This is a genomic window from Parahaliea mediterranea (genome assembly GCF_003402235.1).
GTDB classification, from domain to species: Bacteria; Pseudomonadota; Gammaproteobacteria; order Pseudomonadales; family Halieaceae; genus Parahaliea; species Parahaliea mediterranea.
The window spans coordinates 357661-369132 of the sequence record NZ_QEWO01000005.1 but is presented as its reverse complement, the minus strand read 5'-3'; the positions used below and the strand labels follow the sequence as shown (position 1 = coordinate 369132).

At 65.4% G+C, this 11472-nt stretch carries 11 protein-coding genes; 5 read left to right on the top strand and 6 right to left on the bottom strand.

Going from position 1 to position 11472, the window contains the following annotated elements:
* Positions 1 to 121 precede the first annotated feature (121 nt).
* On the top strand, positions 122 to 1000 hold the full coding sequence (locus DDZ17_RS16585; protein ID WP_116368079.1) for an AraC family transcriptional regulator: 879 nt from the start codon (positions 122 to 124) through the stop codon (positions 998 to 1000).
* Positions 1001 to 1002: 2 nt separating this feature from the next.
* Here the strand turns inward: DDZ17_RS16585 and DDZ17_RS16580 are convergent, their stop codons facing one another.
* The gene (locus tag DDZ17_RS16580; protein ID WP_116368078.1) at positions 1003 to 1974 is read right to left on the bottom strand and encodes a LysR family transcriptional regulator; all 972 of its coding nucleotides are present in this window, start codon (positions 1972 to 1974) and stop codon (positions 1003 to 1005) included.
* A 155-nt stretch (positions 1975 to 2129) separates the two neighbouring features.
* Between DDZ17_RS16580 and DDZ17_RS16575 the strand changes: the two genes are divergently transcribed.
* A complete protein-coding gene (locus DDZ17_RS16575; protein ID WP_116368077.1) occupies positions 2130 to 2708 on the top strand; it encodes a DUF4136 domain-containing protein in 579 nt (192 codons plus the stop codon).
* A gap of 6 nt (positions 2709 to 2714) precedes the next feature.
* Here DDZ17_RS16575 and DDZ17_RS16570 read toward each other — a convergent pair whose 3' ends face one another.
* Positions 2715 to 3683 carry a 2-hydroxyacid dehydrogenase gene (locus DDZ17_RS16570; protein WP_116368076.1) on the bottom strand — a complete coding sequence of 323 codons (969 nt, stop codon included), beginning with the start codon at positions 3681 to 3683 and terminating at the stop codon, positions 2715 to 2717.
* A gap of 270 nt (positions 3684 to 3953) precedes the next feature.
* On the opposite strand from DDZ17_RS16570, the gene DDZ17_RS16565 reads away from it, so the two are divergent.
* Positions 3954 to 4694 (top strand): cupin domain-containing protein, encoded by a 741-nt coding sequence (locus DDZ17_RS16565; RefSeq protein WP_116368075.1) that lies wholly within the window; start codon positions 3954 to 3956, stop codon positions 4692 to 4694.
* Between the two features lie 121 nt (positions 4695 to 4815).
* On the opposite strand, the gene DDZ17_RS16560 is transcribed toward DDZ17_RS16565, so the two are convergent.
* On the bottom strand, positions 4816 to 5580 hold the full coding sequence (locus tag DDZ17_RS16560) for an SDR family oxidoreductase (RefSeq protein ID WP_116368074.1): 765 nt from the start codon (positions 5578 to 5580) through the stop codon (positions 4816 to 4818).
* A 280-nt stretch (positions 5581 to 5860) separates the two neighbouring features.
* Here DDZ17_RS16560 and DDZ17_RS16555 point away from each other — a divergent pair, with 280 nt between their 5' ends.
* Positions 5861 to 6895, top strand: coding sequence for a hypothetical protein (locus tag DDZ17_RS16555; RefSeq protein ID WP_116368073.1), 1035 nt, complete (start codon positions 5861 to 5863; stop codon positions 6893 to 6895).
* A 19-nt stretch (positions 6896 to 6914) separates the two neighbouring features.
* Here DDZ17_RS16555 and DDZ17_RS16550 read toward each other — a convergent pair whose 3' ends face one another.
* The gene (locus DDZ17_RS16550; RefSeq protein WP_116368072.1) at positions 6915 to 8078 is read right to left on the bottom strand and encodes an MFS transporter; all 1164 of its coding nucleotides are present in this window, start codon (positions 8076 to 8078) and stop codon (positions 6915 to 6917) included.
* A gap of 25 nt (positions 8079 to 8103) precedes the next feature.
* The gene (locus tag DDZ17_RS16545; protein ID WP_116368257.1) at positions 8104 to 8667 is read right to left on the bottom strand and encodes a UbiX family flavin prenyltransferase; all 564 of its coding nucleotides are present in this window, start codon (positions 8665 to 8667) and stop codon (positions 8104 to 8106) included.
* Positions 8668 to 8774: 107 nt separating this feature from the next.
* Here DDZ17_RS16545 and DDZ17_RS16540 point away from each other — a divergent pair, with 107 nt between their 5' ends.
* Positions 8775 to 9287 carry a GNAT family N-acetyltransferase gene (locus DDZ17_RS16540; protein ID WP_116368071.1) on the top strand — a complete coding sequence of 171 codons (513 nt, stop codon included), beginning with the start codon at positions 8775 to 8777 and terminating at the stop codon, positions 9285 to 9287.
* A gap of 29 nt (positions 9288 to 9316) precedes the next feature.
* Here DDZ17_RS16540 and DDZ17_RS16535 read toward each other — a convergent pair whose 3' ends face one another.
* A complete protein-coding gene (locus DDZ17_RS16535; RefSeq protein ID WP_116368070.1) occupies positions 9317 to 11449 on the bottom strand; it encodes a TonB-dependent receptor in 2133 nt (710 codons plus the stop codon).
* Positions 11450 to 11472: the final 23 nt, after the last annotated feature.

Below are 11472 nucleotides of genomic sequence, written 5' to 3'. Positions count from 1 at the left end.
GTTGAACATAGCAACAGTCCATATGGGCGGCAAAAAAATTCGCCAGAACCAGCGGGGACGCCCCCCGGGCAGGGCTGGTACCATCAACGCAGCGGCAGCCAGCGGATACCCAAACACCAGAATGAGCACCCCCTCCCAATGGCCCCTTCCCCCCCAGGGCGTGCGCCTGCTGACGCCGGCTTTTCTGCTGGAACAACTGCACCGCCACCCCCTCACGCGGGACTGCTATCCCACCGCCATGGGCTATTACCCCCAGGCGAAGGGGCATCGCATGCGCCGGCCGCGGCACGACGACAACCTGCTGCTGTACTGCGTGGAGGGACAGGGGCGGCTGCGGGTGGGTGAAACGCGCTACCCGGTGGGGGCCGGCGACCTAATGCTGCTGCCCCAGGGGTTGGCCCACAGTTATGCCGCGGGCAGCCAGCCGTGGACGCTGTACTGGGTACACTTCCAGGGGGTGAGTTCGCGGCTGTTCGCGGAGTATATGGGGTATCGGGACGGGCGGCCCATTGTGCGGGTGGGACTGGCGCCGGCGCTGGCGGCGGGGTTTCACAGCCTGCTGGCGGTGGGCAAAACGGGCTACAGCAGCCGTGCCTTCATCAACGCCGCCAACCAGTTGCGCCACCTGTTCACCCAGTTTGCGCTGGAGGCCAACCGCGAGCAGGCCAGCCACCCGGCCGGCCTCAACCTGGAGTCGTTGCAGGCCTACATGCAGGACAATATTCACCAGAGCCTGGAGCTGGACGACCTGGCCGCCGTCGCCCACCTGTCCAAGTTTCATTTTTCTGGCCGCTACAAGGCGCTGACGGGCTACTCACCCATCAAGCACTTTCTGCACATGAAGATCGAATACGCCTGCCAGCTGCTGGACAGCTCGGACCTCAGCGTCAAGGCCATTGCGGCCGAGGTGGGTTACGCTGACCCGCTGTATTTTTCGCGCCTGTTCCGCAAGACCATGGGGCTGTCGCCGCGCGACTACCGAAGCTCTGTTCGCAAGTAAGGTCAGGCCGCGCTGGCATCGCCGGCGGTGCGGGTGGCGAGGTGCTTCATGAGCAAACCGCGCAGCCACTGGTGAGCGGCGCTGCGCGAGGTGCGGGTGTGACGCATCAGCGACATCTTGCCGCGGTGGTCGCTGTAGGTGTTGCGAATCATGCGCTGCAATTCCTGGGGCAGTTCGCAGCCGATGATCAGGTCGCGGTACAGGCCGCTGTCTTCAAAGCCGGCGTTGGCGACCAGCAGTGAATGGGTACGCGTCAGCACGCCCACCGCGGCGGAAAACTGGGTGGTTTCCAGGGCGATGGTGCGGTGCACGCCGTACTGCCCCAGCACGTCGTCCACCAGGGAGGTGTTCTCCCGGGCCAGGCCAGGCAGGTACAGGCGCAGGTGGGGATAGCGCAGGAAGTCCTTCAGGCTGAAATCGCGCCCCACCAGTTCGTGCCCCACGCCCATGTAGCAGCGCGGCGGCAGGGCCTCGATGGGCTCTGCGAGAATATCGCGCTCGGTCTCACTCGCCACAAAGGTGGCAAAGTCCGCCTCGCCCTTTTTCAACCGCTCCTGGTAATCGGGCGTCACCTCGCCGGCAATGATCTGCACCTGGGGGGCAACCTGCTGCAGCTCGGCCATCAAGCCCGGCAGCAGGCCCTCGCTGATGATGGGCGGCAACAGCAGTTTGAAAGTGCCCACGAAGGTATCCGGGCTGAAGTTGTCGCTGCCCAGTACCTGCTCGACATTTTCCAGCAGGTTGGGCAGCTGCTGCGCCAGGGCCTCGGCACGCGGCGTGGGCACCAGGCCGTGGGCAGTGCGGGTGAAGAGTTCGTCGTCGAAGGAATCGCGCAGTTTTTGCAGGGTTTTGGACAGCGCTGGCTGCGACACCGACAGGCGCTCTGCGGCGCGGGTCACGTTGCGCTCTTCCAGCAGAATCTGCAGGGCCACCAGCAGATTGAGATCGGTGCGAATCAGCTTTCTGGATATCATCCGGGGCCCGTGGTTAGCTATTTTTGCCCGATGCTACCAAAGCCCCCCCAGCCCTGCACCGCTTTTCACGCCTTTAGGCCATCTTCGGTGGCCGCTCTTGCAGGCGGCTGCTACCATTTAGCCGCCTGAATCAACGCCCACTCACGAGGCCCGTCATGTTGCTCAACCGAATTGTTGTTACCGCCCTGCTGGCACTGTCGATAGCCGCCTGCAGCAGCGTGGAAACCCGCCCCGACGACACGGCGGCCTTTGAGGCGGGGAACTACCAGTATTACAAATGGCGCAGCGAACCGCTGGACAATCGCCGCGGCTCCACCGACCCCATCTACCAGGTGGACCCGGTGCTGCGCAAAGCGGTGGATGCCGAACTGAAGGCAAAGGGCTATGTGCTGGACCCGGCCCGCGCCCAGTTCAGCGTGGACTACGTCTACGCCGAGGGCCTGCGCATGGGCGAGACCGCCGAGTCAGCCAGCAATATCTCCACCTACCCCGGGCAGATCCCCAACCGCAACCTGGACCAGGCCTCCATCGATAACGCCATCGCCCTTGGCGGCGTGAAGGAAACCAGCAACATCGGCCTGCAGTTCAATGACGTGGGGCGCAAGGAGGAAGTGTGGCGGGTGGTGATCACCAAGATCGTCGACCGGGTGAACCAGACCGACATCGAGGCCATGAAGAAAACGGTGAACAGCGCCATCAAGCACGGCCTGCGCCGGCTGCCGGACGCCGACTGACCGCACTCAGTAAACGTCCGGGTTGACGCAGTTGGGCATGGGCTGCCCGTCCAGGGCGGCGATGATGTTGTCCACTGCCAGGTCTGCCATGCGCGCCCGGGTGTGGGCGGTGGCGCTGCCGATGTGGGGCGTCAGCACCACGTTGGGCAGATGCAACAGGGGGTTATCGGCAGCAATGGGCTCGCGCTCGAAGACGTCGATGCCCGCGGCGTAAAGGTCGCCACGCACCAGCGCCGCCGCCAGCGCCACTTCGTCGACAATGCCCCCGCGGGCGGCATTCACCAGCACCGCGCCGGGTTTCATGGTGGCAATCCGCTCGGCATTTATCATGTGGCGCGTCTGGGCATTCAGCGCGGTGTGCACGCTGACAAAGTCGCTGCGCAGCAGCAACTCATCCAGCGACACACCGGCTACGCCCGCCACCTCACGCCCGCTACGCGACCAGCCCAGCACCTCCATGCCAAAGCCCTGGGCCCGTTTTGCCACCGCGCGGCCAATAGCGCCCAGCCCGACAATGCCCAGGGTGGCCCCGCTCACGTCCTTGCCGGTGAAAAAGTCCGGCGCCCAGGCGTTCTCCTGCCGCCAGTTGCCCTGGCGCACAAAACGGTCGGCTTCGCTGACCCGGCGCGCGGCCGCCAGCAGCAGGGCAAAGGCGGTATCGGCAGTGGTGTCCACCAGCACGCCCGGCGTATTGCCCACGGCAATGCCGCGCCGGCCGGCGGCGGCGAGGTCAATGTGGTCGACACCCACCGACATGCTGGAGATGAACTCAAGCTGGCCCGCCTCGGCCAGCAGCGCAGCGTCGACGCGATCAGTCAGCAGGCACAGCAGGCCGTGGCAGTCGCGCAGCTCTTCGCGCAGGCTCTCGGCGCTCAAAAGCCCCGGCCCCATCCACAGGTTGAGGTCGCACAACTCGGCCAGTTGGTGGATGCGCTCGCCGGGGAGCTGGTGGGTCACAAACACTTTTTTGCTCATGCTTTGAGAATACCGCAAAGTGATTTAACGGCAATAGCGCAAAGGGGAATTTCGTGCACGTCTCGCTGGCCGTGCCGCCGCCCTTCGCCACAGCCCTTCGCCACAGTGCATCCCCCAAGCCGCCCTATGCAGCTATGCAGGGCCCCCGCGCCGGTCTATGCTGATTGGCAAGGCCGTGTAATCCGCAACCACGGGGAACCGCGCCATCGTCGCGCAGTCCAATACGCATTACCGGGCGACAGACCCGGCATCCAACAGGTTTACCGCAAAATGACAGACGAGAATCAAGCCATCAACGGCGACCTCAGCCAGCGCGTGGTGGTCGCTACTCAGGCCATGCCCTGGAGCGCCAGCCCCGGCGTGGATGTGTGGCGCAAGCGCGTGCACCGCGTTGGCCCGGCAGAATCCGGGCAGGTGACATCGGTGGTGCGCTATGAACCGGGCGCCCGCTTTCCCAGCCACGACCATCCCCAGGGGGAGGAAATCCTGGTGCTGGACGGCGTGTTCAGTGACGAGCAGGGAGACTGGCCGGCCGGCAGCTACCTGCTGAACCCGGAGGGCTTTCGCCACGCGCCCTGGTCGGAGCAGGGCTGCACCCTGTTTGTGAAGCTGCGCCAGTACCCGGGCGCGGGGCGTGACAAGGTGGCCCTGCAGACCCTGGACCAGCCCTGGCAGAGCTCGGTGCGGCGCAGTGTGCAGTGGAAGAAACTCTACGCCCAGGAACCCTACACCGACTTCATGCGCCTGGAAGCCTGGGACAGCCCAGCGGAACTGGGGCAGATCAACTTCCCCCGCGGCGCCGAGCTGTTTGTGCTGAAGGGCCGCTTTGCCGATGAGCAGGGCGACTACGACACGCACACCTGGCTGCGCATTCCCGTGGGCGGCTCACTGACCCCCACCAGCGACGACTACTGCGAGCTGTATATAAAAGAAGGCGGCTTTACCTACCTGCGCGAAGCGCCAGAGGCCAGCCACGCCCTCAGCAACACGCCTCAGGCCGTGGGCGAGTAGCTACGCCCACAAAACCATAGGCGAGTAGCTACGCCCACAAAAATCCCAGGCGAGTCATCCGCCCACATAACAGCCCGCCCACCACGGGTGCATCCCAAGCGGGGGCACCCGGCAGGCCGCGTTACAGGGTGACGCCGCCGTCCACCACAATGCACTCGCCGTTGGTGTAGCTGCTGGCGTCGGACACCAGGTACAGCACCGTGCCGGCCATTTCCTGCGGCTCGGCGTGCCGGCCCATGGGGATTTGCTGCTTGACCTGCTGGTAGATGTCTTCGTTGTCGAACAGGGCGCCGGCAAACTTGGTTTTGGTCAGCCCCGGCAGCAGAGCATTGCAGCGAATACCCAGCCCGCCGCATTCCTTGGCGAAGGCCTTGGTCATGTTCACCACCGCCGCTTTGGTGATGGAGTAGATCGCCTGCATGGCGCCCGGCTGCAGGGCGTTGATGGACGCGGTGTTGACGATGGCGCCGCCGCCCTGCTCGCGCATGAGTTTGCCCGCCTCGATGGACATAAAAAAGTAACCCCGGATGTTCACATCCACGGTCTTGTTGAAGGCGGCAAGGTCAGTGTCGAGCACATGGCCAAAGTAGGGGTTGGTGGCGGCGTTGTTCACGCTGATATCCAGGCGGCCATGGGTGCTGCGGATATGGGCGAACAGGGCGGCGATGTCGTCCATGCTGCCCACATGGCAGGGGAAGGCCTCGGCGCTGCCACCAGCGGCGGCGATCTCATCGGCCACCCGCTGGCAGTCATCGATCTTGCGGCTGGACACAATCACATGGGCGCCCTGCTCCGCCAGCAGGCGGGCAATGGCCTCTCCAATACCGCGGCTGGCGCCACTGACCAGCGCAATCTTGCCACTCAAATCAAACAGGTTCGTCGGCATGTTTTCCTCCTTCAGCCCGGCGTTTGACTACATGGGCTGTTTGTTGAACTTTGGGTATGTTGGGCGGGCATCATACCCGTGTGCGGGTGGCCATGTCACCTGATGGCCGCGCTGCGGCTCAGACGCCGATGCAAGGGGGGCTTGGCCGGTTTGCGAGCCAGTTCTCAGTTTGCCTATGGCGGCCAAAATTCAGTCAACCGATAATCGGCCAGCTGTCACGCCATCGCCATGCGGGCATCGCTTTGGGGCAGCCTTCTCGTCATAACAAGGAAAGTTCACCATGAAAATGACCACTCGCCATGCCATCTGGCTGGTCCTCGCCTCCGCCCTCACCCTTGGCGGCTGCAAAATCCAACTCTCCGCCACCGAGGGCGGCACCATCACCACCCAGTCGAAACGCTTCAGCTGCAAAGCGGGCCAGAGCTGCGCCAAGGTGGATGTGAGCGACCTGAACTTTGATGAAACCTTTGTCGCCCAGGCCGAGCCGGGCTATGAATTTGTCGGCTGGCGCAAGCGCGACCGGGGGCTGTGCGGCGGCAGTAAAAAAGCCTGCACCATTAACACCTCAGGCTTTGCCGGCAACGATGTGCTGATGAGCTTTCTCGACAAGCCCGGCGAAGTGTTCTTTCTGGAAGCGGTGTTTCGCAAACCCGCCGGCGGCTCCGGCTCCGGCACGGGTGATGCCCGGCGCTGCTTCAACCCCACCATGGGCGCCATCGACACCACGATTGTGGCCAGCTATCGCAGCACCAGCAGTGGCGGCGAAGTGGTGAACGAATCCTACGACCAGGTGATCTCCAGCGGCAGCTTCAAGGGGCGCGCCATGCTGAAGGCGGTATCCAACACCACCGCCACCGGCGCGGCGCCCTCCACCTCGCGCTCGGTGCAGTTCTTTGAATTCAAGCCGGATGAACACCGCAGCCTGGTGTATGGCACCGACGTGGAGAGCTTCACCCCCCGCGCCAGCCAGTCGAACATCGAGCTGGCCCCCTACCGCCTGCAGCGCTTCGATTTGAAGGCCGGGGAATCCTACCAGCAGGACTACACCGTGAACCTCAACACCCGCGTGATGGGCTTTAACACCAAAACGTCTACCCGGGTGAGTCTGGACACCACCTTCCTTGGCATTGAGTCGGTGAAGGTGCCCGCCGGCACCTACCAGGCCTGCCGCTTCCGCGTGCTCAGCACCACCGACGATGGCACCAGCACCATCAATGAGTGGTTCGCCGTGAACAGTGGCATGTTCCTGAAGTCCACCGAGGGCAGCGCCAGCAATGTGCTGGTGTCGGCCAGCATCAACGGCGCGGATATCTGACCACGGCGGCGGCCGCCGGCTAGGCGGCCGCCTTCGGCCCCGCGCACCAGGCCCAGCTGAGATAGGCGCACAGCACCAGCGCGCAGGCAATCCAGGCGCCGGTGTAGCCAAACAGCGCCAGGCCAACCCCGCCCATCAACGGCCCGCACACCCGCCCCCAGGAGGCGGCGGCGCTGGTAGTGCCCAGCATCTGCCCGCGCAGGGCCTGCGGCGTGCGCTGGCTGGTGATGGTGTTGAGCAGGGGCATGCACAGGGTGCCCCCGGACATGGCGATAAACACCGCCGCGGCCATGGACACCGGGCCACTGGCGAACAGGGCCACCACCACCCCGCCCAGGAACATGCTGATCATCACCCGCAGCAGGCGCCACTCACCCAGCAGGCGCACCAGCGGGCCCAGCAAGCCGGCCTGCAACACCACCATAATCGCCCCCTGGGCGCCAAACAGCAGCCCCACCTCGCGCGCCCCCCAGCCCAGCAGGTCGCCGGTCCACAGGGGCACCAGGTAGGTAAATCCGCTGGCCACGCTGTTGTGCAGCACGTACTGCAGGGCCAGCAGGCGGTTGCCGGTATCTTTTAACAGGCCAAGCGCACTGCCACTGCCGTGGGTGCGTTGCTGCTCGCGGTTGGCGGCCCGGCGCTCGGCGCTCACCGACTCGGGCAGGAATACCGCCGCGGCCACAATGGCCAGGGCCGACATGCCCCCCGCGGCAATGCAGGGCAGGGTAAAGTCGCCGCTGCTGCCGGCCAGCAGGCCGCCCACAAAAGGCCCGAGCATGATGCCAAGGCCCCAGGCAGCGCCAATCATGCCCATGCCCCGGGCGCGCTGGTCGGGGCGGGTGAGGTCGGCCACCATGGCCGAGGCCACGCCGAAGTTGCCGGCCATCAGCCCGGCAAAGGCCCGCGCGGCGTACACCATCCACAGCTCGCTGGCCAGGCCCAGCATGACGTAACCCAGCGCCGCGCCGGCCAGGCAGATCATGATGACCTTCTTGCGCCCGATGCGGTCCGACAGGCGGCCCCAGAAGCCGCCACACAGCCCCGCCCCCGCGGCATAGGCCACGATAATGAGGGCGATATCCATTTTGCTGGCCCCGAGCTGGGGCGAAAGAAAGGGCAGGATGGGGATGACAATGCCGAAGCCGATCAGGTCCAGCAGCACCACCCCGAACAGGATGGGCATGGTCTATCCGCCCGCCGCTGCCGGGTCAGTCACCGCGCCAACGCTCCACCTCCGGCAGCGCCAGGCCGAACAGGTCCAGGGCCCGGCCCACGCTCTGGGTGACCATGTCGTCGATGCTGGCGGGGCGGGTATAGAAGGCGGGCACTGGCGGTGCTATCACCGCACCCATTTCCGACAGCTGGGTCATGGTGCGCAGGTGGCCGGTGTGCAGGGGCGTCTCGCGCAGCATCAGCACCAGGCGGCGGCGCTCCTTCAGCACCACGTCGGCGGCGCGGGTGAGCAGGGAGGAGGTAACGCCAGTGGCGATCTCCGACATGGTGCGCACCGAACAGGGCGCAACCAGCATGCCGCCGGTGGGAAAGGAGCCGCTGGCAATAGAGGCGCCCACGTTCTTCACGGCATGCACTTCGCTGGCCAGGGCCTTGATGTCATCGAGAGCGATATCCAGCTCGTGGTGGGCGGTGAGCTGGGCCGAGGCGGACATCACCAGATGTGTTTCGACACCGGCACTGCGCAGCAGCTCCAGCGCCCGCACGCCGTAGAGAATGCCCGAGGCGCCGCTGATACCCACGATCAAGCGCTGCGTCATGGTGCTGCCCTGCCCTGAAAGAATGTGCGCACTGTAACAGCCCGTGGCGGCGAATTCACCGCCACGGCACGCGCTGGGGTAAGCTGTGGCAAAGGCGGAGACCACCCATGCTGACACTGACCACCGAGCGGCTCACCATTGCCTCGCTCACGCCCGAAGACGCCCCCCATGTGCTGGCGGTGCTGAACGACCCGGACTTTATCGCCAACGTGGCGGACCGCGGCGTGCGCACCGACGCGCAGGCCCGGGCGTATATCGAAGACGGCCCCATGGCCAGCTACCGGGAACACGGCTTTGGCATGTACGCGGTGCGGCGGCGCGAAGACGGGGAGTTTCTCGGCCTGTGCGGCCTGGTGAAACGCCCGCAACTGGCGGACGTGGACATTGGCTACGGCTTTCTGCCGCTGGCACGCGGCCGGGGCTACGCCCTGGAGGCGGCGCAGGCAGTGTGGCGCTACGCCCTCGACGACCTCGGCTTTAGCCGCCTGATCGCCATCGTCAACCCCGATAATGCGCCCTCCATTCGCCTGCTGGAGAAGCTGGGGCTGCAGTATGAAAAAGAAGTGCTAATGGCGGAGGGCGAAGCGCCTATCCGCCAGTATGGCTGGCGTCGCCGCTAACAGGGCCGTTAGCGGCGGGCCAGTGCGCGCTAGAAGTTGTAGCGCAGGCCGGCCTCCACGCTGCGCCCGGCCTCCGGCGCCACATCGCGCAGGAAGGACGTGCTCAGGCGGATTTCCTCGTCGGTGATGTTGTTGAGCGCCGCGAACAGGGTCAGCTGGCCGTCGCCCAGGGCGAGGTTGTAATCCACCCCCGCATCCCAGCGGGTGTAGCCGTCGGTGGCCTCCTCGTTGCGCCCCGGGTGATCCTGCTCGGCGGCATCCACCACCTGCCCCCAGACTTCCAGGGCATTGGCTTGCCAGGCCAGGCGGCCGCCAATTCGCAAGGGCGGCAGGCGCGGCACATCGTCGCCGTTGTCCAGCTCCCCCTGAATGGCATCGCCAAACAGGCGCAGCATGAGCAGGCCATCGCCCGCTTCGGCCAGGGTGAACTCGGAATCCACCTCCACGCCCTGGAAGGTGGCATCCTGCTGGGCGTACACCATCACCGGCAACTCATCCACTTCCACACCGCTGTTCTGCAGGTCGATGTAGTCACTGAAGTCGTTGTAGAACAGGGTGACCGAAACAGAGTGGGCCCCGTTGTCCCAGCGCAGTGAAACGTCCGCATTGTTGGACACCTCAGTGTCGAGGTCGGGGTTGCCGATCTCGATGGCGCTGGTGGCGGCATGGGCAATCCAGCTATCAGGGCCGCTGTTCTGGACGTTGGAATACAACTCCTCGATGGCCGGCGCGCGCTCGGAGCGGGACAGGGACAGCCCCAGTTGCCAGGCGCTGCTCACATCCCACAGGCCGGACACCGATGCACTCAGCGCGTTGAAGTTGCGGCTGGGGGCAGTGCCTGCCGGGTCGCGTTCATCCCGGTCGTAGCGCAGGCCACCCTCGAAGGTGAACGCCCGGTAGTGATAGTCCTCCAGCAGGAATATCCCCACATCCTGGCTGTCGGTCACCGGAATAAAGGCCTCTTCACCGAGGGCACTGAATTCACGGGATTTGGCCTGCAGGCCAAACACGCCGTGAAAATCGGCCAGCGGGGCGTGCACCAGTTCCAGCCGCCCCTCCCAGCTGTCGCTGCTGTAGCGGGTGCCCACCTCGCCGCTGGGCTCGATTTCGCTGTGCTCGTAGTCGGTGTAGGTGACAAAGCCCCGGGCCACCTCCAGGCCGGGCAGGGGTTCGTGCAGGTGCAGCGCCAGGTCGTAGCGGGTCTGGACCATGTCGATACGCACGCCGCCGTCTTCGTGACCGTGCTCGCTCTCATGATCATGGTCGTGGTCGTGGTCGTGGTCGTGGTCGGCGTGATCCTCGCCCTCTTCCCCGTGGTGCTCGTGGGCGCCAGCGGGGATGCCGTACTGGTTTTCCAGGCGGTTGACCGCCAGCCCCAGGAAGCCATCGTCAAAGTGATAGCTGGCGCCGGCGGTAACGCTGCGGGTGCGCCCGCCGGTGTTGGCGATGTAGCCGTCGGTGGTTTCGTCCTCGTGGGCCTCGCCGTGGTCATGGTCATGGTCATGGTCATGGTCGTGATCGTCGTGGCCACCGTGACCGCTGGCGGCTTCCCCCGGGATTTCCAGGTCGTTCCAGTCGCGGTACAGCGCATCCAGGTGGAAGGCGAAGTTACCGCTACCGGCCTCCAGGCGCCCCACGGTGGTATCCATGTCGGAAGCGGCGTCGTGGCGATACTCCGCACCGCCTTCCACACCGTCGATGCGCCGGGTGGGAATGCGGTTGTCCACCACGTTCACCACGCCGCCAATGGCGCCGCCGCCATAGAGCAGGGTGGAGGGGCCGCGCAGGATTTCGATGCTGTCGGCCAGCAGGGCCTCCACCGACACCGCGTGGTCAGCCGACAGGCTGGAGGCGTCGGCGCTGCTGGTACCGTTTTGCAGCACGGTCACCCGGGGCCCTTGCTGGCCGCGGATCACCGGCTGGCCAACACCGGGGCCAAAGGACGCGTTGGCCAGGCCCGGGGCATTGTTGAGGGTGTCGCCAATGGTGGCGGCGGCGGCCCGGCTGAGGGCGTCACCGCTGAGCACGGTCACAGGCAGGGCGGTTTCGGCGGTCTGTTTGTGCAGGGGCACGGAGACCAGTACGTGTTCAAGCGGCAGTTGTTCGGCAACAGCCGCGTTCGCGCCGGCCACTGCCAGCGCGATAGGCAAAATGCGATTCATTGTTTCTACTCCTGGAAAAACGG

Bases quoted from the DNA above. Each gene is read 5' to 3' on its own strand.
- DDZ17_RS16585 (WP_116368079.1), top strand. From the start codon at position 122: ATGAGCACCCCCTCCCAATGGCCCCTTCCCCCCCAGGGCGTGCGCCTG.
- DDZ17_RS16580 (WP_116368078.1), bottom strand. From the start codon at position 1,974: ATGATATCCAGAAAGCTGATTCGCACCGATCTCAATCTGCTGGTGGCC.
- DDZ17_RS16575 (WP_116368077.1), top strand. From the start codon at position 2,130: ATGTTGCTCAACCGAATTGTTGTTACCGCCCTGCTGGCACTGTCGATA.
- DDZ17_RS16570 (WP_116368076.1), bottom strand. From the start codon at position 3,683: ATGAGCAAAAAAGTGTTTGTGACCCACCAGCTCCCCGGCGAGCGCATC.
- DDZ17_RS16565 (WP_116368075.1), top strand. From the start codon at position 3,954: ATGACAGACGAGAATCAAGCCATCAACGGCGACCTCAGCCAGCGCGTG.
- DDZ17_RS16560 (WP_116368074.1), bottom strand. From the start codon at position 5,580: ATGCCGACGAACCTGTTTGATTTGAGTGGCAAGATTGCGCTGGTCAGT.
- DDZ17_RS16555 (WP_116368073.1), top strand. From the start codon at position 5,861: ATGAAAATGACCACTCGCCATGCCATCTGGCTGGTCCTCGCCTCCGCC.
- DDZ17_RS16550 (WP_116368072.1), bottom strand. From the start codon at position 8,078: ATGCCCATCCTGTTCGGGGTGGTGCTGCTGGACCTGATCGGCTTCGGC.
- DDZ17_RS16545 (WP_116368257.1), bottom strand. From the start codon at position 8,667: ATGACGCAGCGCTTGATCGTGGGTATCAGCGGCGCCTCGGGCATTCTC.
- DDZ17_RS16540 (WP_116368071.1), top strand. From the start codon at position 8,775: ATGCTGACACTGACCACCGAGCGGCTCACCATTGCCTCGCTCACGCCC.
- DDZ17_RS16535 (WP_116368070.1), bottom strand. From the start codon at position 11,449: ATGAATCGCATTTTGCCTATCGCGCTGGCAGTGGCCGGCGCGAACGCG.